Here is a 22,601-nt window from a genome sequence, read left to right as displayed (position 1 = left end):
GGGCTCAGCGCCCAAGATCCGTCGTGCGCGACGCCCCAATCACCCCAGGAGGGGTTGGCGACCTGTGCGCAGCGTGCAATCGTAAGCCCATGTCTGTGACGCCCGCCACATCGCGCCCTCAGCTGCCCGCGTGGCACCGGGGAGGCGAGCCCGACCTGAAGCAGCGGATCCAGAGCGCCTGGGCGACGCTTCTGGATCGGGCGGACGCGATCGCCGACGACATCACCCTGACGCTCCTGGAGAAGGAGAAGGACTGGTACGCCGACCAGCCGGAGCTGCGTGCCGACATCCGGGCCAGCACCCGTGAGCACGTGCGGCGCGGCATCCGGACGATGGCCGGGCTCGCGGAGCCGGGCGAGGGCGCCATCCACGTGTGGCGCGACACCGGCCGGCGGCGCGCGGCCCAGGGCGTGCCCCTGGAGCACGTGCTCAACGCCTACACGCTCGGCACCCGGGTCCTGTGGGAGGCGCTGGTCGAGCAGCGCGACCGCGGCGTGCTCGACGAGGACGACAGCGTGCTGCTCACCGCCGGCCAGCGGATCTGGTCGGCCCTGGACCTGCAGAGCTCCACGCTGATCGACGCCTACCGCCGGGAGAGCGCTCGCCTGGAGCGGCAGGACCGCAGGCGCCAGGAGCACCTCCTCGAGCGGCTCGTCGAGGGAGGCAACCACGACGCCGCCTTCCTGGCCGAGGTGCGCGAGGTGCTCGGCTTCACCCCGGACGACGCCGTCGCCTGCGTGGTCGGCCACTTCGACGGACAGCTCGACGGCCCCCTTCGCGCCGCCGACGACAGGCTCGAGCGCAGCGGCCTGACGTCGTACTGGCGGGTTCGCGGCGAGATCAACTTCGGTCTCGTCTCCCTGGGCGAGCTCACGGTCAGCGACCTCGTCGCCCTGCTCGCCCCCGGCGCCACCGGGCGGGTGGGCGTGGCCCAGAGCCCGGACGGGCTGGCCGGCATCCACACCGCCTACCGGCTGGCCGAGAAGGCCTCGGGGACGCTGCCCCGCGGCACCGCGCGGGTCGTCTCGGTCGCCGAGCGGCTGCCCGAGGTCCTGCTGGGGGCCAGCCCGGAGGTCGCCCACCTGCTGGTCGCCGAGACCGTGGGACCGGTCCTGGCGCTGCCCTCGCAGCAGGGGCAGGTGCTGCTGGAGACGCTCTCGGCACTGCTGACCCACAACGGCTCACCGACCCACGCGGCGGAGTCGCTGTTCTGCCACCGCAACACCGTGATCTACCGGATGCGCCAGATCGAGGGCCTGACCGGACGCAGCCTCGGCGACGCCCGGGACCGGCTCCTGCTCGGGCTGGCGCTGACCGCCCTGGGCCGCTGACGGACGAGGGCCCCGCCCACCCGGAGGTGGACGGGGCCCTCGCCCTCGTGCTCAGGTCCGCGCCGTCACGGCGCGGGCCGGGGTCAGTGGATCACTGACCGCCGGTGAGCTTCTCGCGCAGCGCCTGGAGCGCCTCGTCCGAAGCCAGCGAACCGCCGGTCTCGGCCTCGGCGACCTCCTCGGAACCACTGGAGTACGAGGTGGCCTCGCCGGCCTCCGCCTCGGCAACCTTGGCCTCGGCCTGCTGCTTGACGTGGGCCTCCCAGCGGGCGTGAGCCTTGGCGTACTGCTCTTCCCACGTGGCGCGCTGCTCGTCGTAGCCCTCGAGCCACTCGCCGGTCTCCGGGTCGAAGCCCTCGGGGTAGATGTAGTTGCCCTGCTCGTCGTACGACGCCGTCATGCCGTAGAGCGTCGGGTCGAAGTCCTCGGAGTCAGACGCGGCTGCGGTCTCGTTGGCCTGCTTGAGCGACAGCGAGATCCGGCGACGCTCGAGGTCGATGTCGATGATCTTGACCATGACCGAGTCGTTGACCTGCACGACCTGCTCGGGGATCTCGACGTGACGCTCGGCGAGCTCGGAGATGTGCACCAGGCCCTCGATGCCCTCCTCGACCCGGACGAACGAGCCGAAGGGCACCAGCTTGGTGACCTTGCCCGGCACGATCTGGCCGATCTGGTGGGTGCGGGCGAAGTGCTGCCACGGGTCTTCCTGCGTCGCCTTGAGCGAGAGGGAGACACGCTCGCGGTCCATGTCGACGTCGAGCACCTCGACGGTGACCTCGTCGCCCACGGCCACGACCTCGGAGGGGTGGTCGATGTGCTTCCAGGACAGCTCGGAGACGTGCACCAGACCGTCGACGCCGCCGAGGTCCACGAACGCACCGAAGTTGACGATCGAGGACACGACGCCCTTGCGGATCTGGCCCTTCTGCAGCTGGGTCAGGAAGCCCTGGCGAACCTCGGACTGGGTCTGCTCGAGCCACGCACGACGCGAGAGCACGACGTTGTTGCGGTTCTTGTCGAGCTCGATGATCTTCGCCTCGAGCGTCTGGCCCACGTAGGGCTGCAGGTCGCGGACGCGGCGCATCTCCACCAGCGACGCGGGCAGGAAGCCGCGCAGGCCGATGTCCAGGATGAGGCCGCCCTTGACGACCTCGATGACGGTGCCCTCGACGACGCCGTCCTCCTCCTTGACCTGCTCGATGGTGCCCCAGGCGCGCTCGTACTGGGCGCGCTTCTTGGACAGGATCAGGCGACCCTCCTTGTCCTCCTTCTGGAGGACCAGGGCCTCGACCTTGTCGCCCACGGAAACGACCTCGGAGGGGTCGACGTCGTGCTTGATCGAGAGCTCACGGGAGGGGATGACACCTTCGGTCTTGTAACCGATGTCGAGGAGGACCTCGTCACGGTCGACCTTCACGATGGTGCCCTCGACGATGTCACCGTCGTTGAAGTACTTGATGGTCGCGTCGATCGCCGCGAGGAAGTCTTCTTCCGACCCGATGTCGTTGATGGCCACCTGGGGCGCATCGTAGTCAGGAAGAATGGAGATGCTACTCGTCATAAGGGAAGGATTTCCTTGGATGGATGGGGTCGTGCGGGAGCGCTGATGAGGTCAGTTGTTCACTATCGCGGTGACGCGCCGGGCACCCCGGAGGGCGTCGGCGCTGATAGCGAGCGAGGGTCCGCTCCGTCTGGAACCCAGGCAGACCTCGGCGCAGGCTAGAGACTACGCGCGCGGGAGGGCCGCGTCCAACCCGGAGCGCGCATTGCCGCGTCCCTCCTCACACGCCCCGGCGAGCGCGCGGAGCGGATTCCGCTCAACCGCCACCGGGCGCCCCTTCGGGGCCAGTAAAGTCTGCGCCAGGACGTCCGCCGCCGGCGGACGCGGCGAAGGAGCACGGTGGACGAGCAGGAGATCAGGAAGTCGGCGTCGCTCGAGGAGCGGCACTGGTGGTACGCCGAGCGACGCGCGCTGGTCCGGCGGCTGGTCTCGCCGCTGCCCCCCGGGCGCGCCCTCGACATCGGCTGCGGCTCGGGCGGCAACACCGCGGTGCTGCGCGACCTCGGCTGGCAGGTGGCCGGCCTGGAGTACTCCCCCGTCGCCGCCGCCCTCGCCGCCTCCCGCGACCTGCCGGTGGTGCGCGCGGACGCGCGTCGCTTCCCCTTCGCCGACGCCTCGGTCGACCTGGTCATGTCCACCGACATGTGGGAGCACGTCGACGACGACGAGGCCGTGGCCCGCGAGACCTTCCGGGTGCTGCGCCCCGGAGGCCGGGCCCTGGTCGCCGTGCCCTGCAGCATGAAGCTGTGGAGCGGCCACGACGTCGCCCTGGGTCACCTGCGCCGCTACGAGAAGGCCGACCTGACCGCGCTGCTGGAGAAGGCCGGGTTCGAGGTGCGCGACGTGATGTCGTGGAACGTGCTGCTGCGCCCCGTCGCCCAGGTACGACGCCGCTCCAACACCGGGGACAGCGAGATGGAGGAGGTGCACCCCCTCGTCAACGCCGGGCTGCGCCTCGCGGTCGCCACCGAGCGCTTCCTGCCGGTGCGCGACCTGCCCGGGATCAGCATCGTGGCCCGCGCCGTGAAGCCCCGATGAGCGACCGGCCGATCCCCTGGGCACCGCAGCCGGCGATCCGGGTGGAGCGCGAGCCCGTCACCGAGTCCGACTCGGTGCGCGCCAACCGGCGCGACTGGGACGCCTACGCCGACGAGTACCAGTCCACGCACGGGGAGTTCCTCGGCGACGTCGGCTTCGTGTGGGGCCCCGAGGGCCTCACCGAGGACGAGGCCGGGTTCCTGGGCCCGCTGGCCGGCAAGGACGTGCTCGAGGTCGGCTCCGGGGCCGGGCAGTGCTCCCGGTGGACCATCGCCCAGGGGGCCTGGGCGGTCGGGCTCGACCTGTCCTTCCGCCAACTGCAGCACTCCCGGCGCATCGACGAGTCCAGTGGTGTCGCGGTCGCCAACATCCACGGCACCGCCACGGCGCTGCCGTTCCGCGCCGGCTCCTTCGACGTGGTGTTCTCCTCCTTCGGTGCGCTGCAGTTCGTGGCCGAGGCCGACACCGCGGTGGCCGAGGTCGCCCGGGTACTGCGCCCGGGAGGCCGGTTCAGCTTCTCCATCACCCACCCGACCCGCTGGATGTTCCCCGACGACCCCGGCGAGGCGGGCCTGACCGCCTCGCAGTCCTACTGGGACCGGCGCCCCTACGTCGAGGTCGACGCGGAGACCGAGCGGGTCTCCTACGTCGAGCACCACCGCACCATCGGGGACTGGGTCCGGATCCTGCACCGGCACGGTTTCGTGCTCGTCGACATCGCCGAGCCGGAGTGGCCCGAGGGGCACGAGCGGGTGTGGGGCGGCTGGTCGGGCGTGCGCGGACGGCTGACCCCGGGCACGGCCGTCTACATCGCCGACCTCGCCCGATGACGCCGCCCCAGCCACCGCCGGAGCCCCCGCACTGGGTCGCCGATCCCACCGTGGTGTGGAACGTCGTGTTGGCCGCCCGCCTCGTCGACCCGCCGGACGTGGCCGAGGTCCGCTCCCGGCTCGAGGTCGTCGCCGCCGAGCTCGGCTGGCGCCCCGCCCCCGTGGAGACGGCGGCGGATCCCGGTGAGCTCGTGGCCCGGTTCAGCACCGCGCCGGCTCGACCCGCCCTGGTCGGGGTCAGCCAGGACACGATCGTCGTCGCGGCACACCACCAGCACGTGGACGGGCTGGGACTGCTCGGCCTCCTGCACCGGCTGACCGGCCTCGAGATGACCAGCTCCGCGCGGGGACTCGGAGAGCGTCCCGCGGCGCCGGGGGGTGCGGCCGCGATCCTGCGCCGCCTCGCCGAGGTGGCCGTGCGCCCACCGGCCCGGGTCGCACCCGGCTCCGGGCGTCGGGGCCACCCCGGCGACACCTGCGTGGCGCGCCGACGCCCCGGCTCACCCCGGGTCGCCGACCTGGTCGTGGCCGCGGCCACCGGCGTGGCGGCGTACCACGACGAGCGGGGCAGGCCGACGCGGCGCGTCGCGGTGGCGGTGGGCGCCTCGCGTCGCTCCGGCGACGACCTCGTCATCGCCGATCGCAGCGCGCTGCTGCGCCTGCTCGAGGTCGAGCGGCTCACTCCCCAGGAGGTACGCCGACGGCTGCGCGAAGCAGCGCCCGAGGCCGAGCCGGGGGGCGGCGGCCATCCTGTGCTGGCCCGCGCGATGGGTCTCGGCTTGCGCCTGCTCTCGGCACGGCTGGGCTCCACGGTCCTGGTCTCGCACCTCGGCGAGATCCGGGCCCCCGGCGTGCGTGACCTCGCGTTCTACCCGGTCACCGGCGGCGGATCGGGCATCTCGCTGGGCTGCGCGACGGTGCTCGACGCCGGCACCACGCTCACCCTGCGCGGGCGCGGAAAGACACACGGCGCCGACGTGTGCGAGGAGCTCCTCGCACACATCGACGCCGCGCTGCCCGACTGACCGGTCCCGCAGGTCAGACCTGCGGGACCGGCCCCGGGATCACTTGTTGAGCGGGACCGGGTCTCCGCGGTGGGTGGTGCTCTCCCCCGGCTCCTGCTCCTGGCGCCGGGCGAGGAGCACGCCGGCGACGATCAGGATCAGGCCGAGCAGCAGCGCCACGAGCGGGAACGTGCCGTGCATGCCGCCGAGCAGGAGCGCCTTGCTGCCGTACTCGTCGACGTTCTCCTGCACCTGGTCGTCGGTGTAGTTCAGGACGGCCTCGGTGGTGGTGAGCAGCTCGCCCTCGTACTCGAGCTGGCTGTGCTGGTCCTCGGTGCGGTCGATGATGGCACCGGTCACCGGCTCCACCCACATGGTGCGGGTGTTGCGGTAGAGGATGTTCGCCTCGACGGTGTCCTCGTCGGAGTTCAGGATCGAGCCCGGGACCCAGCGGGTGCCGACCTCGGTCTCGGGGATCGTCTGGACGAACTTGTAGGTGTTGAGGCCCTTGATCTCCTCCTCGCCCTCGTACTTGGCCGGGGTGGCGTCGCGGAGGTCGCCGTCCCAGAAGTCGTAGTCCTCCTTCTGGGTGTCGAAGGGGAACTTCAGCACCTGGCCCTTGCGGGTGACGACCTCGACCTTGCCCTCCTCGGCCTCCTCGAAGGTGTCGCAGCAGTCGACGCCCGCCCCGGAGACCTCGTCGAAGGCGACCCGCTCGGCGCTGCGCGAGCGGACGACGCCGTCACCGTCGGAGACCGACTGCGTGCCGCTGTAGATCAGGACGCCCTCGGGGGCGTCCTTGGTGGCCTCGGCGTCGCTGACCGTGCGGTTGACGGCGGAGAGGTCGGTGGTGAACGTCTCGAGCACCTCGGGGTCGCTGTCGAACAGCGTGGCCCCCTCGGCCTCGAGCTTGGTCACGGAGTTCTGGTCGTCCGGCGCGACGGCGAGCGCCGGGTAGGCGTAGAACCGCATCAGGGCGGCAGCCACCAGGAGGAAGACACCCAATCCGACGAGGATGGGGCCGATTTTTCGACGCATGGGGGTGGTTCCCTCTCACTCATGCGGCACGCGAACCACTCGCGGGCCGTTTGGCGTTTCGTTGGTTGTGGTCAGATGGCGGGCGGCGGGGTCCGACGCCCGGGAACGGTCAGTGGCGGCGCTCAGCGGCGCCGGGCGAGCTCCTCGGCGACCAGCTGGCGGGTCTCGGCACGCATCCGGTGCCAGCTGAACGTCGAGGCCCACTCCCGGCACGCCTTGAACGTCTGGGCGCGGACCTCTGGTTGGTCGAGCTCGGCGAGGGTCACTCGCAGCTGCTCGGTGATGCGGAGGCTCAGAGCATCGGAGTCCCCCGGGATGTCGGGGACCAGCCACCCGGTCTGCCCGGGACGGATCGAGTCGCGCAGTCCAGGTACGTCGCGGGCCACGGTCGGCACGCCGTACCCGGCCGCCTCGACGACGACCTGCCCCCAGCCCTCGAGATCGGAGGCGCACACGTGCAGCCCGCTGCGGCGCAGCAGTGTCGCCTTCTCCTCCTCGGGCAGGAAGCCGTGCAGCGTCACCCGGTCCTCGAGGCCGAGCTCGGCGACCAGCGCGCGCAGCGACTCCTCCTCGGGGCCGCGCCCGCAGATGTCCAGGCGCAGGGCGGGCCGCTCCTGGGCCAGCGCCCGGACGGCCCGGATCACCAGCCCCACCCGCTTGTGCGGCACCAGCCGGCCCAGCACCAGGAGCCGGTCCGGGTCCTTGTCCGCGACATGGACCGCCTCGTCGGCGGGCACGCTCGCGCCGTTGGCGAGGATCTCGATCTCGCTGCGGAAGCCGAGCAGGTCGCGCATCTCCTGGCGGGTGGACTCCGAGACCGCCACCGTGCGGGTGCGCGCGTAGACGCGCGGCATCAGCCACCCCTCGAGGAAGCGGCCGAGGAGTGCGAGCGGTCGGGGGAAGTAGGCGTCGAACTGACGCAGATGGACGTGGTGCACGACCAGCACGACCGCGGTGCGGCGGCGCACGAACAGCGGCGCGAAGGAGGGGATCCCGCACTCGGGGTCGATGACGACGTCCAGGCTGCGTCGCCGGGTGAGCAGGTACCAGACCACCCAGAAGTAGTAGGTGAACTGGCCACCGCGTCGGCGCACCGTGATGCCGTCGACGACCTCGACCGCGCGGTCGCCCGGCTCGCGGGCGGTCACGAACTCGACCCGGGCGCCCTCCTCGTGCAGCGCACGAGCAGCCTCCCAGGCATAGCGCTCCGAGCCGCCCGCGAGGGCGTGCCCCAGATCCCGCCAGTTCAGGACCGCGACGCGGGTGCCGGTGACCACCTCGGACCTCAGCCTTCGGCTGCGGTGGTCGCCGGGACGGCGACGGCCGGGACGAGCGAGGCCACCCGGGCACCCGAGCGGACGTCGCGCAGACGCCAGGCGATCAGCGCCAGGTCGCGGAACGAGCCCGCGCCGTCTCGCGCCGGGTCGAAGGTGGAGCCGGGTACGTCGGTCCACACGACCGGGAACTCCGCGATCCTCGCCCCGCCGGCTCGGGCGCGGGCCAGAAGCTCGACATCGAAGGAGAAGCCGGTGGTGCGCACCTCGGAGAACACCGAGCGGGCGAGGTCGCCGCGCATGACCTTGAAGCCGCACTGGGTGTCCTGCACCCCCGGCACGATCTGCGACGCCACCCGGCGATAGGCCAGGGCGCCCTGCTCACGCAGCCAGGAGTGACGCGCCTGGGTGACCGAGCCGCTGACCGCCCGCGACCCGATGGCGACGTCCGCGCCCACGGCCAGCAGGCGCCAGGCCTCGTCGATGGCCTCGAGCGCGGTGGCGCCGTCGGCGTCCATGAAGCCGACGAGGTCGGCGTCGGTGGCCGCGGCGCCCGCCCGCACCGCGGCACCCTTGCCCGGGGTGGGGCAGGAGATCACGCGCACTGGCAGGGCGGGGCTGTGCGCCGCACGCGCCCGGTCGGCCGTGGCGTCGGTGCTGGCGTTGTCGACGACGATCACCTCGACCCCGCCCGGGATCCTGCTGCGGCCCGCCACGTAGTTGCGCAGGTCACGCAGGGTGCGCGGAAGTCGGTGCTCCTCGTTGAACGCAGGAATGATCAGTTGCAGCAAGTGACGGCCCTCCCATCCGTTGCAGCAGGGACGGCGCGACCCCCGGTCGCGTCGTGTGGTGGGCGAGGGCCGAAGCCCCGCATCGGGTGCGGAGGTCTACTCGTCCGCGTAGGTGTAGAGCTCGGAGGAGGAGACGGGCTCGCTCTCGCCGCTGGACTGGTAGAGGTTCACTCCACCGACCAGCGTGACGCTGGCCAGGACGCTGCCGGCGACGGCGGCGATAAGACTGTTGATCACGGGGATCCTCTCTAGAACATATTTCAGTGGCCGAAGACTACCTGGTGTGACGCAGTCGTGTGACCAATGCCGCACCAACGACCAGACCAGTGAGTAACATAGCGCCCAGGACCGGCAGATGGGCAGAGTCCGGCGGAGAATTCGGCTCCGGTCTTCCGAGGTCGATCAGTCTGAGTCCGTGCCCGTCGTGGACCACCTCCCCCGCCGGCTGCCGCCCGATCCGGTGCCCCTTCTCGATGAGCACCCAGCGCACGCCCTGCGCACGCAGCGCGGCCGCCTGGTCGGCGGCGTCGAGAGCCTGGGCGATCCGCCCCAGCGCCGGGTCCTCGGAGGCGATCACCTCGTCGCCGAGCAGCACCCGGTCGTCGATCAGCACCTCGCCGGGGAAGAACCGCGGCGCGGGGTCCAGCACCGCGCGGTGCTCGTTCCAGTCGAACCCCCGGTAGCTGCCGGTCCAGGGCAGGACCACCGTGCGGGCCGGCCCCTCCCGCTCCAGCATCGCCGCCACGTCGTGCCACTCCTGGGGGTAGTCCACCGGCTCCAGGGCCCCGGTGGCGCCCCAGGCCAGGCTCGGCAGCAGCAGCACGGGGAGCACGGCGATGAGGGCGAGGACGCCCAGCAGCGCCTCCTTCCCGGGTCCGGCGCGCTCGCGCAGCCAGACCAGCGCCGCCGCGAGGCCGGGGAGCAGCACCAGCACCGCCGGAGCCAGGAACCGGTGCGAGTCGCGCAGCATCGCCAGCCCGGGCAGCCACTCGGCCAGCCGACCCATCAGCTGCGCTCCCCCGGGAGCCGCCGCGAGCAGCGCCACCAGGAAGGACACCGCCGCGACGACCCCCAGCGCTACGAGCGCCCGGGGCGGCTCTCGGCGAGCCGCGTGCCGCAGCCCGAGCAGGGCGACCACGGTGAGCGCGCACGAGATGAGCACCAACAGGGCGCTGGTGCGCTCGACCGGGTGCACCGAGCCCTTCCAGATGCCGCCGAGCGAGAGCAGGCTGGCGAGCAGCCCGGCCGAGGACTCGCCACGGGCGGCGAACGCCTCGAAGCCCTCGCCGGTGGCGGCACCCGCCGAGACCGCGAGCACTCCCGGCACGATCCAGGGCAGGTTCGTGGCCAGCCAGAGGCCACCGGCCACCGCGCAGGCGGCCCATCGACCGGCAAGCAGCACCCCGGCGACGAGACCGGCCATCAGTCCCGAGGACGGGCTCGCCACGGCCGAGAGGGCCAGCGCCAGCGCCAGCGCGGGCCACCCCCGCCGTACGTCCTCACGCAGCGCCAGGGCCGCCAGCACCACCCACGGCAGCAGGCAGTAGCCCAGCACGGTGGCCCACTGGCCGATCAGCAGGCGCTCGGCCACCCAGGGGTTCCACACGAAGAGCACGCTCGCCCCGGCCTGGGCGTACCAGGGATACGCAGGGAGCATCCGGTGCACCCCGAGCACCCCGGCCACGACAGCGCCCCCCAGCAGCAGCCGCTGCACCAGCCACCCCGGCACCACCTGGGTCAGCACCGAGATCACCGCGTCCATCGGCACCGCACGCGGCACCGAGCCGTCCAGCCCGAGCCAGGCGTCCTTCCACGGCTGGCGCGGGACGAAGACCATGTCGCCGCGCAGGGTGTAGCCCTCGAGCAGCAGCACCGGGCCCAGGACCGCCACCGCCAGGATGATGCCGGTGACGAGCCCGCCGAGGGTCCTAGCCGAGGGGAGCACGCCGAAGCCGGAATCCGAGCGGGAGCACGGCGATGGTGAGGGCGAGGGCCGCCCCGAAGCCGGTGAAGACGTCAGCGACGCCCGGTGGGTAGGCAGGCTCGTTCGCCACCGCGACCGCCCCGATCACGACCCCCGTGAACAGGGCCGCCACCAGCACTGCCAGACGCGTGCGGGGGGCTCCGGCGAGGACGACCGCGAACAGGGCACCGCCCAGTGCAGCCGGACCGCCCAGCACCGCTGCGATCGCCACACACGCCAGGGCCGCGACGCCGCCACGCTTGCCGCGCCCGCGGCGTCGGCTGCTCCTCCTGCGCCCCGGCCGCGTCGTGCCCGACGCGGGTCGGGGCGCCACCAGGTGCCGCACGAGTACGACCAGGGCTGCGAGGAGGACGGCCGCCAACAGCACGAGTCCGCCGACGAGCCCCGTCCGGTACGACTGCTGGGGGGCGAAGGTGATGTCGACCTCGCCACGCACGCCCTCGGGCACACGCCAGCCCTGCGACCAGCCGTCCACCCGCAGGGGCTCCAGCTCTCGCCCGTCGACCCTCGCCACCCACCCCGCGTTGAAGTTCCTCGGGGTGGAGAGGATCGCCTCGGGTCCGTCGCTGATCCTGATCCGGTCCTGGACCGAACCGGTGTCCAGCACCTCCACATCCCTGGTCGGCGACACCGCGGTGCGCCTGCGATCCTGCGCCAGCAGCTGCAGGGAGACCGGTTGGAACTGCTCGGTCGAGCGCAGCTTGACGCGGTGCTCGCCCGGGGTCAGCCGCACCGGGCCCTCGCACGGCTGCACGGAGAGCTGCCCACCCGAGACGACGTCTCCCAGATAGCCGTCGACCTGGGTCGGGTACTCCCGGCCGTCGATCTCGAGGATCGGTCCCCAGCCGCAGACCGCACCACTGCGCACCGCGCCGTCGACGGGCGCGCTACCTGACCGCGCACCGTCCGGGCCGCTCAACCGCACTTCCGAGGCGCCCAGCGCGATCGCGGACTCGTCGTCGGGACGCGAGAAGGTGATCTCCAGCCGCTTCGCCGTGAGGGGCTCGAAGATCGCGAACTCGGTCAGGTCGACGACCCGACGCTGTCCGCCACCACGGATCGTGACGCTCGTCGGCGCCCGCCCCGGCGCGGGCGGTGCGTCCACCGAGATCCGGTCGAAGGTGCGGGCCTTGGGCCAGGTCAGCGTGAGGGTGGGAGTCCGGTCGGCCGGCGAAGCAAGCCACGCAGTCGACACGTCCCCGTCGTAGGCCATCCGCGGTGACACCGCGGGCTCGAACTCGAACCACGACGTCCCCGTGCCCGAGAGGCCGGTCATCGGCTCCAACAGGTTGGCGGTGCCCCGGCGCGACCTGGCCACGGCCAGCCCGTTGATCTCCCAGGTGCCCCGCTCGGGCACCACGAAGGTCCGGTCGATCCCCCCGGACTCCTCGCTGCCCCGCCCGCGGAAGAGCGAGCAGTCCGCGTTGAGCAGCGTCGTGATGCAGGAGCGGGTCTCGGGACGAGCCCTGAACAGGTAGCTCGCGTCCCCCCGCGCCCGGTCCGCCGGCATCTCGAGGGTCCGGTCGAAGACCACACCCGGGACCTCGATCTCCGCCACCCCGACCGGCGCACTGGAGTCGGGCCTGGCCACGGCGTCGACCTCCAGGCGCACGGTCCGAGCCCGCACGCCGTCCAGGTCGATGCGGGTGATCCCGGTGATCGGGTCGGCCTCTGCGGAGAACACCCGGCCACCGGCCCGGACACCCCACCGGGTGACCGCGTTGGACGCGGGATCGTCGAGTGGCGAGGTCACCGTGATCGAGGGCACCGTCCGCTTGCGCCCCAGGTCGAGCTCCAGCCATTGGTCGGTCGCCTCCACGAGGTACCCGGACTGCCATTGGGTGGTGAGGTCCCCGTCCAGCGCCGCGAACGGCGCCACCTCGGGGCGGACGGGGCCCAACACCTGGGCGTAGCCGCTCGAGGTCGAGGCGACGATGCCGCCGAAGCCGCGGTAGCGCGCGATCACGGGCTCGGCCCCGTCGGCGGCGGGATAGTTGCCCACGACCCGGCCGATCTGGACCGGGTCCTGCGGGGTCATCACGGCGCTCTCCGCGTCGTGGACCCGCCCGAAGTTCCTCTCCCTGAGGCGATAGCCGTCGGCCACGACCTCGGCCTGCTCGTCCCAGCCGGTGTCGCCCTGCACCATCACCGCCTGGTCGTCGTCCACCAGGCCCGCGCCCACTGCGGCCAGGGCGTCCTCGACGCTGCTGGTCACGGTCACCGCGTCGTCGGCGTCGCGCAGCTGGTAGCGCGCCGGGGCGCCGCCGTCGACCTCGAAGATCTCGACCATCGGTCCGAGGTCGCCGGCACCGAAGTGCGCGGCACGCGTGATGCCACGAGAGCGTGCGAGCGCGATCGCCACCATCGACGAGAGCGGCGCCTCGGACAGCTCCTGGTCGAGGTCGTGGCGAACGACGATGCGCCCGATCCCGACCCGCTGCAGGATGGTGCCCAGGTACGGCGAGCCGGTGCCGGTCTCGAGCAGCTCCTCGAGCCACGTCATCATCCGGATGGACGCGGCGGGGGTGAGCGGGACCTGAGATCGGGTCACCCACGGCGCCGTGCCCAGCACCTGAAGAGGCTCCTCCATGGTCCAGCCCCACGACTGGATACCGAAGCCGGCCCCGGGCACCACCCAGGCCGCGCCCTGGTCACGACGCTCATCGAGGTAGTCCGATGCCTCGGTCCAGTACGACGGGACCGCGCGCCAGCCCGGTGTCCTGGTCTCTCCGCGCACGATCGGCCACGCCATCGCGGTCAGGGACGCCACCATGGCCAGGCACAGGGCCCCTGCCAGCACGGTTCGCCCCGTGCTGGGGCGGGGTCGTCGACGTGGAAGCGCCGCGATCAGCTCGCCGGCGATCACCCCGACGCCGAAGGCCAACGGGACACGCAGCACCGCGTCCACCTTGTGGACGTTGCGCAGCGGGGCCAGCGCGCCGTCGAGCAGGTCCTGCACGACGGGGTTCAGCCAGCCCGACCCCGTCCCGGTGTGCGCCAAGGTCAGGCAGATCAGTCCGAGCGCGGCGGACAGCACCAGGGGCATGCGATAGGCGCCCCGGTACCGGCTGAGCCCCAGCAGGCCCAGTGCCGCCAGCGCCCCGCTCGCCAACACGATCCAGGGGTTGAAGGAGACCTCCCAGCCGGCCGGCCACCAGGGACGTCCCGCGACGACGATGTAGTTGACCCAGTTGCTCCCCCCGCGCAGCGAGGAGGCGAAGCCTGCCGTGGACGTCGTGGTCGGAGCGTCCTCGACGTAGTCGAAGAAGGCCGGGCTGTACTGCCCGAGGGTGAGCAGGGAGACGGCCCACCACAGGCTGACCGCCGCGATCGCGCCTCCCCACCACAGCAGGAAGGTCCAGCGGGTGCGGCCGCGCAGCACCGCCCACAGCACGAAGATCGCCACCACCGGCAGCACGGCGGCGGTCGCGGTCCCGTTGACCCCGCCGGCGGTGGCGAACGCCGCCGCGGAGAGGATCGCACCGGACTTGGGCCCCATCCGGTGGGTGGCCACCAGCACCACGGGAAGCATCGCCCACGGCACGACCGCGGTCGGCAGGATCTCTGCCGAGCGCACCCCGAGCTCGGAGACGATACGCGGGCTCAGCCCGTAGAAGAGGCCCGCCAGCGCCGCGGCGCCGGGCGGCAGCGACATGGCGCGGCACAGCCAGCGCATTCCCTCGCAGGCCAGGACCAGCACCAGCAGGGACCAGAGCCGCTGGGAGAACCAGTCCGGAAGCCCCAGCGCGTCGAGGCCCGCGAAGTACAGCCCCTGGGGGAAGAGGTAGCCGTAGGCCTGGTTCTGCAGCTCGCCCAGCGAGACCCGGGGATTCCACAGCGAGAAGCTCGACTGCAGGAAGCCGCTCGGGTTGCCGGTCAGGTCGAGCCTGGTGTCCGACGTGGTGGAGCCGAACTGCTCGATGAAGATCGAGAGACCGAGCACGACATAGACGAAGAGGCACCACCAGGAACTCGGGTGCCAGGGCTTTCGGACGCTCATGTGGGGACCCACTGTAGAGGGCCGGGCGTGCCACCGCTGGGAGTCGTCCGGACGCGGTGGCGCCGGGGTCCTGTGACACACTCCGGCCCGTGGTGAACACCAGGCGCAATGTGGGGGCGTTCATGCGCAGCGGCGGCTCCATCGCCGTCGCGATGGCGGTGATGAACCTCGCCACCTACGGCTTCACGATGCTGGCCGCTCGCCTCCTCGGGCCCCGTTCCTACGGCGCGCTCGCCGGGTTGATGGCCACCCTGCTCGTGGTCAGCGTGGTCCAGCTCGGGCTGCAGGCCACGGCCGCGCGCCGGATCTCCGCCGACCCCGAGCACGTCGCGCAGATCGAGGACGTGATCATGCGGGTGACCGTGCGCGGCGCGATCGCGCTCGGCGTCGTGATGCTGGTGCTCTCACCGGTGGTCAACCTGGTCCTGCGCCTGGACCACCTGCCCACCGCGATGCTGGTCGCGGTGGCCGCGGTACCGCTCACGCTGATGGGCGGCCAGGCCGGGATCCTCCAGGGCGAGCGGCGCTGGTTCCCGCTGGCCCTGATGTACGTCGCCAGCGGCGTTCCGCGCCTGCTCCTCGGCATCGCCCTGATCCTGTGGCAGCCGAGCGCGACCAGCGCGATGCTCGGCGTGACCCTCGGGGCCGTCGCCCCGGTGCTGGTCGGCTGGTACGTCCTGCGCGGTCGCCGGACCGGCGGGCGCAGCAGCCTCCACGCGGCCGGCGCGGTGGTGCGCGAGACCGTGCACAACTCCCAGGCGCTGCTGGCGTTCTACGCCCTGTCCAACATCGACGTGGTGGTGGCGCGCAACGTGCTCGACGACCACGACGCCGGCCTGTACGCCGGCGGTCTGATCCTCACCAAGGCCGTGCTGTTCCTGCCCCAGTTCGTCGTGGTGGTGGCCTTCCCCGAGATGTCCTCGCCGCACGAGCGTCGCCGGGCGCTGACCCGCAGCCTGGGACTGGTGGCCGCGCTGGGTGCCCTGTGCACGCTGGCTGTCGCGCTCCTGCCCGGGCTGGCGATGGTCTTCGTCGGCGGGGTGGACTACGCCGACGTCGAGTCACGGCTGTGGCTCTTCTCGGTGCTGGGCACGGTGCTGTCCATGCTCCAGCTCCTCGTCTACGCCGTGCTGGCCCGCCAGGGGCAGCGCTCGGTCTACCTGGTCTGGGCGGCGCTGGCGGTCCTGGTCGCGGCCGGCCTGTCCACCACCGGTCTCGGCGCCCTGCTCGCGGTGGTGGTCGGCGCCGACGTGCTGCTGCTGGCGATGCTCCTCGCCGTCAACCTGCGCCGCCGCAACGCGCCGGAGTCGGCTGACGCGCCGCCCACCCAGTGAGCAGCGCGCTCACTGAGCCACCCTCTCAGTGAGCCGCCCCGCTCAGTGAGCCGCCTCGTGCCAGCTGCGTCCGGTGCCCACCGACACGTCCAGCGGCACGGTCAGGTCCGCGGCGCGGCCCATCTGCTCGCGCACCAGCGCCTCCAGGCTCTCGCGCTCGCCGGGCGCCACCTCGAGCACGAGCTCGTCGTGGACCTGCAGCAACATCCGCGAGCGCAGCCCCTGCTCGGCGAGGGCGGCGTCGACGTTGAGCATCGCGACCTTGATCAGGTCGGCGGCCGAGCCCTGGATCGGCGCGTTGAGCGCCATCCGCTCGGCCATCTCGCGGCGCTGGCGGTTGTCGCTAGTCAGGTCGGGCAGGTAGCGACGGCGCCCCATGATCGTCTCGGTGAAGCCCGAGCGCCGTGCCTCGTCGACGATGCCGCCGAGGTAGTCGCGCACCCCGCCGAAGGTCTCGAAGTACTCGTCCATCAGGCCCTGGGCCTCGCCGGGCCGGATCCGCAGCTGCTGGGCCAGCCCGTAGGCCGAGAGGCCGTAGGCCAGGCCGTAGTTCATCGCCTTGATCTTGGCGCGCATCTCGGGCCCGACCGCGTCCGGCTCGACGTCGAAGACCCGCGCGGCGGTGATGGAGTGGAAGTCCTGACCCGAGCGGAACGCCTCGATGAGCAGCTCGTCCTCGGACAGGTGCGCCATGATCCGCATCTCGATCTGGCTGTAGTCGGCCGTCAGCAGGCAGTCGTAGCCCTCGCCGACCACGAACGCCTCGCGGATGCGCCGCCCCTCCTCGGTGCGCACCGGGATGTTCTGCAGGTTCGGGTCGGTGCTGGAGAGCCGGCCGGTGGCCGCGATCATCTGGTTGAACGTGGTGTGGATGCGCCCGTCCGAGGCCACCGTCTTGAGCAGCCCCTCCACCGTCTGGCGCAGCCGGATCACGTCGCGGTGGCGCAGCAGGTGCTGCAGGAACGGGTGCTCGGTCTTCTCGAACAGCTGCTGCAGCGCGTCGGCGTCGGTGGTGTAGCCGGTCTTCGTGCGCTTGGTCTTCGGCATGTTCAGCTCGTCGAAGAGCACCACCTGCAGCTGCTTGGGAGAGCCGAGGTTGATCTCCTTGCCGATGACGTCGTAGGCGTCCTGCGCCGCCGTGCGCACCTCGTCGCCGAAGTGCGACTCCAGGCTCTCCAGGTGCTCGACGTCGACGGCGATGCCGGTCTGCTCCATCGCCGCGAGCCGGTCGACCAGGGGCAGCTCGACCTCGGCGAGCAGGCGCGTCCCGCCGTGCTCCTCGACGGCCTCGTCCAGCGCCTCGGCCAGGTCGAGCACCGCCCGGGCGTGCAGCATCGCGGTGTCGGAGGCGCCGGTGTCGTCGACGCTGTCGAAGCTGAGCTGACCGCTGTCGGCGGACTCCTGGCGCAGCTCGCGGCGCAGGTAGCGCAGGGTGAGGTCGGCGAGATCGTAGGAGCGCTGGTCGGGGCGGACCAGGTACGCCGCGAGCGCGGTGTCGCTGACCAGGCCGCGCAGCGGCCAGCCGCGTGCGGCCAGGGCGAGCATCGGCCCCTTGGCGTCGTGCAGGACCTTCGCGACCTCGGCGTCGGCGAACCACGCCGCCAGCGCGGCGTCGTCCTCGGGGCTCAGCGCGGCGGTGTCCACCCAGGCGGCCGTGCCGTCGGAGGCGGCCAGCGCCACCGACCAGATCTCCCCGGTCCCGGCACGCCAGCTGCCCTGTACGGCGACGCCGACCCGCGCCCCGTCCGTGGCGCGCCCGTGCGCCTCGAGCCAGCCGGCCACCTCGCCGGGGGCTAGCCTGCTGCCGTCGAGCTCGAAGCCGCCCTCCTCGACCAGCTCCTCGGACTCGAGGGTCTCGAAGAGCCGGTCGCGCAGGACCCGGAACTCCAGGCCGTCGAAGAGGGTGTGCACCTGCTGACGGTCCCAGGGACGACGCAGCAGGTCGGTGGGCGACGCCGGCAGGGCGAGGTCGCAGACCAGGCGGTTGAGGTGACGGTTGCGGATCACGTCGCCCAGGTGGGCGCGCAGGCTCTCGCCGGCCTTGCCCTTGACCTCGTCGGCGCGGGCGATGACGTTGTCGAGGCCGTCGTAGGTGTTGATCCACTTCGCGGCCGTCTTCGGGCCCACGCCCGGGATCCCGGGCAGGTTGTCGGAGTCCTCACCGACCAGCGCCGCCAGCTCGGGGTAGCGGTGCGGCGGCAGGCCGTACTTGTCCTGGACCGCCTCCGGCGTCATCCGGGCCAGCTCGCTCACGCCACGCATCGGGTACAGCACGGTGGAGGTCGGTCCGACCAGCTGCAGGGAGTCGCGGTCGCCGGTGAGGATCAGCACCTCGAAGCCCTGCGCCACCGCCTGGGTGGTCAGCGTCGCGATGATGTCGTCGGCCTCGTAGCCGTCGAGCTCCATGTGCGGGATGTGCAGCGCGTCCAGCACCTCCTGGATCAGCGGGAGCTGGCTCTTGAACTCGTCGGGGGTCTTGTTCCGCTTGGCCTTGTACTCCGGGTACTCCTCGAGGCGGAAGGTCTGGCGCGACTTGTCGAAGGCGACCCCGACGTGGGTCGGCTCCTCGTCGCGCAGCACGTTGATGAGCATCGAGGTGAAGCCGTAGACCGCGTTGGTGTGCTGGCCGGTGCTGGTGGAGAAGTTCTCCACCGGCAACGCGAAGAACGCGCGGTAGGCCAGGGAGTGGCCGTCGAGCAGCAGCAGCCGCGGACGGTCGGCGGGGGCGTCGGGCGAAGGGGCGATCTCGGGCACCCGCCGACTCTATCGGGGACCACCCCCGCTCCCGGCGACGATGGGGTCGGCCACAATGGCGGCCATGAGCCACGCCACTCCCCCCGCCCAGCCCGCGCCCGACGCCGACGGCCACCTCGACGTGCACGCCTACCTCGCCTCCATGCCGCACGGCATGGGCGGCCTCAACGACAAGATGGGCATCGAGCTGCAGGAGGTCTCCGCCGAGCGGGTGGTGGCCACCATGCCCGTCGAGGGCAACACCCAGCCGTACGGCCTGCTGCACGGCGGCGCTTCGGTGGTGCTCGCCGAGACCCTGGGCTCGATCGGCTCGGCCATCCACGCGTACCCGGACCGGCTGGCGGTGGGCGTCGACATCAACGCCACCCACCACCGCTCCGCGACCTCCGGGACGGTGACCGCCGTGGCCACCGCGATCCACCTGGGCCGGACCAGCACCGCCTACGAGATCGTGGTCAGCGACGAGCGCGGCAAGCGGATCTGCACCTCGCGCATCACCTGCGCGCTGATCCCGACCGAGCGCCTCAACGGCTGAGCCCGGCACGGCTGTGCACGTCGGCGGCCGAGCGCGTCGCCGATTCGCGCGCGGCGCTCAGCCCTGGGTGACCTCGGAGCGGCGCATCGAGCGTCGCGCGGCCAGCAGCTGGCCCAGCGGGCGGTTCGTCGTGGTCCGGGCGAACGCCGGCCGCTGGGCGGTCAGCTTGGCGCGGGCCGCGGCGGTGGGGGCGATGCGCAGCACCGCCTGGGGGGCGAACGCGAGGCGGGCCATGAATCGGTTGGCGTCGCGCGAGCTGCTGAACGACGCGGTGGCGATGTGCGAGATCCCCTTCTCCTCGGCGAAGACGACCGCGGCCTCCATCAGCGCCCGGCCGACGCCGCGGCGGCGGAACTCGGGGAACACCTGGGGCGAGAGCGCCTGCACGACCGGCTCGAGGTTCAGCGCCGACAGCGTGGTGGCCTGCAGGTGGACGCCGCCGGCGAGGTGCCCCTCGCACTCCGCGACGACGATGCGCAAGTCGGGGTCGGCCGCCGCCCGGGCGAGCAGCACGTCGAGGTCGGCGGCGCGCTCGACGCGCTCGCCGCGGCGCAGGGTGTCGGCCCACAGCTCGGCCAGCGCGACTGCATCCGCCGGTGTCGCATCACGCAGGATCACGGTCGACCGTGTCATCGCAGCGCCTCCTGGGGTTCGGTCCGCGCAGACACCACGGTCTGCTGCCTCAAGGGAAATAAGACCACGCCAACCTCCCCCGAGTGCAGTCCGGGCGATCACACTACGCTCAGGCCACCTTCGCTGACAGAGGAGTCCCGTGTTCGTCGGAATCGGCACCGTGGTCAACGTGCTCGCCGTCGCGCTCGGGACCCTGCTCGGGGTCCTGCTCGGCAACCGGCTGCCGGCCCGCACCCGCGACGTGGTCACCGACGGCCTCGGCCTGGTCACGCTGCTCATCGCCGCCACCACCGCCCTCGCCGTGCTCGACGGGGCCCTCAGCTCGGCGGTCGGCGACAACGCTCCCCTGCTGATCGTGCTCGCCGCACTGCTCGCCGGCGGCATCTGGGGGTCGGCGATGCGCCTGGAGCAGCGTGTCGAGCAGCTCGGCAGCTGGCTGCAGCGGCGGCTGCGGGCGAGCAGCGACTCGGGTGAGCGCCAGCGCTTCGTCGAGGGGTTCGTGGCCGCCTCGCTGCTCTTCTGCACCGGACCGTTGACGATCCTGGGCTCGCTGAACGACGGGCTGGGCAACGGCGCCGACCAGCTCTTCCTCAAGTCCGCCCTGGACGGCTTCGCGGCCCTCGCCTTCGCGGCGTCGTTCGGCTGGGGGGTGGGCGCCAGCATCGTCACGATCGTCGTCGTCCAGGGTGGTCTCACCCTCGCCGGCGTCGGCATCGGCGAGGTGCTCCCCGACGCGCACCTGGCCGCGATCTCCGCGGTCGGCGGCCTGCTGCTGGTGGGGGTCGCGCTGCGCCTGCTGCGGATCCGCGAGATCCCGGTCGCCGACCTGCTGCCGGCGCTGCTGCTGGCACCGGCGCTCACCCAGCTGGTGGTGCTGGCGCGCTGACGCCGCGGCGCGTCGCGCGCGGAGTGCGAGCACATCTGTAATCCCATTGTTGCCGCGCGGACCCCCACGACGGGCCCTGCGGCCCTACTGTGTTCCCCCAAACCCCGGCCACCCGGCCGTGCGGTGAGTCGGTCGGTCCAGCGACGCAGTCGTCGGAGTCACCGCACCACGTTCGAGTCTGTCCTTGCGACAGGAGGCCCATGCACCCCCGCTCACCTCTCCTCACGGCCGCGCCGCGCGCTCCGTGGGTGGCCGTGCTCGGCGCACTGGCGATCGCCCTGCTGGCGATCCTCGGGCCCGGGGCAGGCGCAGCCCAGGCCGAGGACACGAAGACCTGCGTCCAGCCCCCGCCGCGCGACGACGACACGATCCACATCAAGGGCTGCCTCACCGACACCCGCGACCAGCCGGCGAGCCCGGTCCCCGACGTCTCGATCACCGTCGAGGACAGCGAGGGCACCGTGGTGGGTGAGACCACGACCGACGAGTCCGGCATCTTCGACGTGGCCCTGCCCGGCACGGCGATCACCAACCTGGGCCAGACCTACGTCATCAAGATCGACACCGACACCCTCCCCGAGGGCTCGGACCTGCGCGACCCCGACCAGGTCGAGCTCGAGCAGCAGATCCAGCTCGACTCGGACGTGTACGTGGCCTTCCCGGTGGGCGACGCGCTGCCCGAGAACGCGGGCACGCTCACCCAGGGCCTGCAGCTGGCCGTCGGCGGAATCGTCTTCTCGGTACTGCTGGCGATGGCCGCACTCGGCCTCTCGATGATCTTCGGCACCACCGGCCTGACGAACTTCGCCCACGGCGAGCTGATCACGTTCGGGGCGCTGGTCGCCTACGCCGTGGACCAGCTGCCCGGCGCGATCCGGGTGTTCGGCACCGACGTGACGGTGGTCGTCGCGGTGATCACCGCGTTCGTGGTCGGCGGCCTCTTCGGCCTGCTCAACGACAAGGCGCTGTGGAAGCCGCTGCGGATGCGCGGCACCGGCGTGATCGCGATGATGATCGTGAGCATCGGCCTGTCGATCTTCCTGCGCAACATCTTCCAGTACTTCGCGGGCGGCCAGAACCACAACTACTCGCAGTTCTCCGCAGTCCAGCCGTGGGAGATCGGTCCGATCCTGCTCACGCCCAAGGACGCGATCGTGATGGTCGTCGGACTCCTCGTGCTCGTCGCGGTCTCGCTGCTGCTGCAGTACACCCGCACCGGCAAGGCGACCCGGGCGGTCGCCGACAACCCGGCGCTGTCGGCCTCCTCGGGGATCAACGTGCAGCGCGTGATCGCCGTGGTCTGGACCGGCGGAGCGGCGCTGGCCGCGCTGTCCGGCGCCCTGCTCGGGCTGACCCAGGGCTTCGACTATCAGCTCGGCTTCAAGATCCTGCTGCTGGTCTTCGCGGCCACCGTGCTGGGCGGCCTGGGCACCATCTGGGGAGCCATGCTCGGCGCGTTCATCATCGGCATCTTCATCGAGGTCTCGACGCTGTTCATCCCCGCCGAGCTGAAGTTCGTCGGCGCGATGGCCGTCCTGATCGTGGTCTTGATGTTCCGTCCCCAAGGCCTCCTCGGCCGGGCACAGCGAATCGGCTAGGAGCACA

Annotated in this window: 17 protein-coding genes; 8 read left to right on the top strand and 9 right to left on the bottom strand. The window is 72.0% G+C overall.

Annotation, left to right across the window (positions count from 1 at the left end):
• The first annotated feature begins 89 nt into the window (after window positions 1–89).
• On the top strand, window positions 90–1,331 hold the full coding sequence (locus AC6EI4_RS14425; RefSeq protein ID WP_498421760.1) for a PucR family transcriptional regulator: 1,242 nt from the start codon (window positions 90–92) through the stop codon (window positions 1,329–1,331).
• A 91-nt stretch (window positions 1,332–1,422) separates the two neighbouring features.
• Here the strand turns inward: AC6EI4_RS14425 and rpsA are convergent, their stop codons facing one another.
• Window positions 1,423–2,895, bottom strand: a complete 1,473-nt coding sequence (rpsA, locus tag AC6EI4_RS14420; protein WP_498421761.1) for a 30S ribosomal protein S1 — start codon at window positions 2,893–2,895, stop codon at window positions 1,423–1,425.
• 339 nt (window positions 2,896–3,234) lie between these two features.
• Here rpsA and AC6EI4_RS14415 point away from each other — a divergent pair, with 339 nt between their 5' ends.
• The 3 genes from AC6EI4_RS14415 to AC6EI4_RS14405 are packed head-to-tail and all read left to right on the top strand — an operon-like array spanning window position 3,235 to window position 5,788.
• On the top strand, window positions 3,235–3,933 hold the full coding sequence (locus AC6EI4_RS14415; RefSeq protein WP_498421762.1) for a class I SAM-dependent methyltransferase: 699 nt from the start codon (window positions 3,235–3,237) through the stop codon (window positions 3,931–3,933).
• A complete protein-coding gene (locus AC6EI4_RS14410; protein ID WP_498421763.1) occupies window positions 3,930–4,763 on the top strand; it encodes a class I SAM-dependent methyltransferase in 834 nt (277 codons plus the stop codon). Before AC6EI4_RS14415 ends, AC6EI4_RS14410 begins: the two co-directional genes overlap by 4 nt.
• Window positions 4,760–5,788, top strand: coding sequence for a hypothetical protein (locus tag AC6EI4_RS14405; RefSeq protein WP_498451859.1), 1,029 nt, complete (start codon window positions 4,760–4,762; stop codon window positions 5,786–5,788). The genes AC6EI4_RS14410 and AC6EI4_RS14405 overlap by 4 nt, the downstream gene beginning before the upstream one ends.
• A gap of 39 nt (window positions 5,789–5,827) precedes the next feature.
• Here the strand turns inward: AC6EI4_RS14405 and pgfA are convergent, their stop codons facing one another.
• The 6 genes from pgfA to AC6EI4_RS14375 all read right to left on the bottom strand — a co-directional run bounded on the left by pgfA (window position 5,828) and on the right by AC6EI4_RS14375 (window position 14,854).
• The gene (gene pgfA / locus AC6EI4_RS14400) at window positions 5,828–6,805 is read right to left on the bottom strand and encodes a cell envelope lipid trafficking protein PgfA (RefSeq protein ID WP_498451858.1); all 978 of its coding nucleotides are present in this window, start codon (window positions 6,803–6,805) and stop codon (window positions 5,828–5,830) included.
• Window positions 6,806–6,927: 122 nt separating this feature from the next.
• Window positions 6,928–8,082: a glycosyltransferase family 4 protein gene (locus tag AC6EI4_RS14395; RefSeq protein ID WP_498421766.1), complete on the bottom strand. Its 1,155-nt coding sequence runs from the start codon at window positions 8,080–8,082 to the stop codon at window positions 6,928–6,930.
• An 8-nt stretch (window positions 8,083–8,090) separates the two neighbouring features.
• Complete coding sequence (locus tag AC6EI4_RS14390) at window positions 8,091–8,870, bottom strand: glycosyltransferase (RefSeq protein WP_498421767.1); 780 nt, start codon at window positions 8,868–8,870, stop codon at window positions 8,091–8,093.
• 96 nt (window positions 8,871–8,966) lie between these two features.
• Window positions 8,967–9,107 carry a hypothetical protein gene (locus AC6EI4_RS14385; protein WP_498421768.1) on the bottom strand — a complete coding sequence of 47 codons (141 nt, stop codon included), beginning with the start codon at window positions 9,105–9,107 and terminating at the stop codon, window positions 8,967–8,969.
• Window positions 9,108–9,144: 37 nt separating this feature from the next.
• A complete protein-coding gene (locus AC6EI4_RS14380) occupies window positions 9,145–10,815 on the bottom strand; it encodes an MmpA family trehalose lipid delivery protein (RefSeq protein WP_498451857.1) in 1,671 nt (556 codons plus the stop codon).
• Window positions 10,799–14,854 carry an alpha-(1->3)-arabinofuranosyltransferase domain-containing protein gene (locus AC6EI4_RS14375; RefSeq protein ID WP_498451856.1) on the bottom strand — a complete coding sequence of 1,352 codons (4,056 nt, stop codon included), beginning with the start codon at window positions 14,852–14,854 and terminating at the stop codon, window positions 10,799–10,801. Before AC6EI4_RS14375 ends, AC6EI4_RS14380 begins: the two co-directional genes overlap by 17 nt.
• An 89-nt stretch (window positions 14,855–14,943) precedes the next feature.
• Between AC6EI4_RS14375 and AC6EI4_RS14370 the strand changes: the two genes are divergently transcribed.
• Window positions 14,944–16,188, top strand: a complete 1,245-nt coding sequence (locus tag AC6EI4_RS14370) for a lipopolysaccharide biosynthesis protein (protein ID WP_498451855.1) — start codon at window positions 14,944–14,946, stop codon at window positions 16,186–16,188.
• A 42-nt stretch (window positions 16,189–16,230) separates the two neighbouring features.
• Here the strand turns inward: AC6EI4_RS14370 and polA are convergent, their stop codons facing one another.
• Window positions 16,231–18,942, bottom strand: coding sequence for a DNA polymerase I (polA, locus tag AC6EI4_RS14365; protein WP_498421772.1), 2,712 nt, complete (start codon window positions 18,940–18,942; stop codon window positions 16,231–16,233).
• Between the two features lie 64 nt (window positions 18,943–19,006).
• Here polA and AC6EI4_RS14360 point away from each other — a divergent pair, with 64 nt between their 5' ends.
• A complete protein-coding gene (locus AC6EI4_RS14360) occupies window positions 19,007–19,477 on the top strand; it encodes a hotdog fold thioesterase (protein ID WP_498421773.1) in 471 nt (156 codons plus the stop codon).
• Between the two features lie 57 nt (window positions 19,478–19,534).
• Here AC6EI4_RS14360 and AC6EI4_RS14355 read toward each other — a convergent pair whose 3' ends face one another.
• Window positions 19,535–20,110, bottom strand: coding sequence for a GNAT family N-acetyltransferase (locus AC6EI4_RS14355; protein WP_498421774.1), 576 nt, complete (start codon window positions 20,108–20,110; stop codon window positions 19,535–19,537).
• A 139-nt stretch (window positions 20,111–20,249) separates the two neighbouring features.
• Between AC6EI4_RS14355 and AC6EI4_RS14350 the strand changes: the two genes are divergently transcribed.
• On the top strand, window positions 20,250–20,996 hold the full coding sequence (locus AC6EI4_RS14350) for a DUF554 domain-containing protein (RefSeq protein WP_498451854.1): 747 nt from the start codon (window positions 20,250–20,252) through the stop codon (window positions 20,994–20,996).
• A gap of 200 nt (window positions 20,997–21,196) precedes the next feature.
• Window positions 21,197–22,594, top strand: coding sequence for a branched-chain amino acid ABC transporter permease (locus AC6EI4_RS14345; protein ID WP_498451853.1), 1,398 nt, complete (start codon window positions 21,197–21,199; stop codon window positions 22,592–22,594).
• Window positions 22,595–22,601: the final 7 nt, after the last annotated feature.

Source organism: Nocardioides sp. Z43_10, from assembly GCF_059766615.1.
This window is presented reverse-complemented; position numbering and strand designations above follow the sequence as displayed.

Bases quoted from the DNA above. Each gene is read 5' to 3' on its own strand.
- AC6EI4_RS14345 (WP_498451853.1), top strand. From the start codon at position 21,197: ATGCACCCCCGCTCACCTCTCCTCACGGCCGCGCCGCGCGCTCCGTGG.
- AC6EI4_RS14410 (WP_498421763.1), top strand. From the start codon at position 3,930: ATGAGCGACCGGCCGATCCCCTGGGCACCGCAGCCGGCGATCCGGGTG.
- AC6EI4_RS14425 (WP_498421760.1), top strand. From the start codon at position 90: ATGTCTGTGACGCCCGCCACATCGCGCCCTCAGCTGCCCGCGTGGCAC.
- pgfA (WP_498451858.1), bottom strand. From the start codon at position 6,805: ATGCGTCGAAAAATCGGCCCCATCCTCGTCGGATTGGGTGTCTTCCTC.
- AC6EI4_RS14405 (WP_498451859.1), top strand. From the start codon at position 4,760: ATGACGCCGCCCCAGCCACCGCCGGAGCCCCCGCACTGGGTCGCCGAT.
- AC6EI4_RS14355 (WP_498421774.1), bottom strand. From the start codon at position 20,110: ATGACACGGTCGACCGTGATCCTGCGTGATGCGACACCGGCGGATGCA.
- rpsA (WP_498421761.1), bottom strand. From the start codon at position 2,895: ATGACGAGTAGCATCTCCATTCTTCCTGACTACGATGCGCCCCAGGTG.
- AC6EI4_RS14360 (WP_498421773.1), top strand. From the start codon at position 19,007: ATGAGCCACGCCACTCCCCCCGCCCAGCCCGCGCCCGACGCCGACGGC.
- AC6EI4_RS14375 (WP_498451856.1), bottom strand. From the start codon at position 14,854: ATGAGCGTCCGAAAGCCCTGGCACCCGAGTTCCTGGTGGTGCCTCTTC.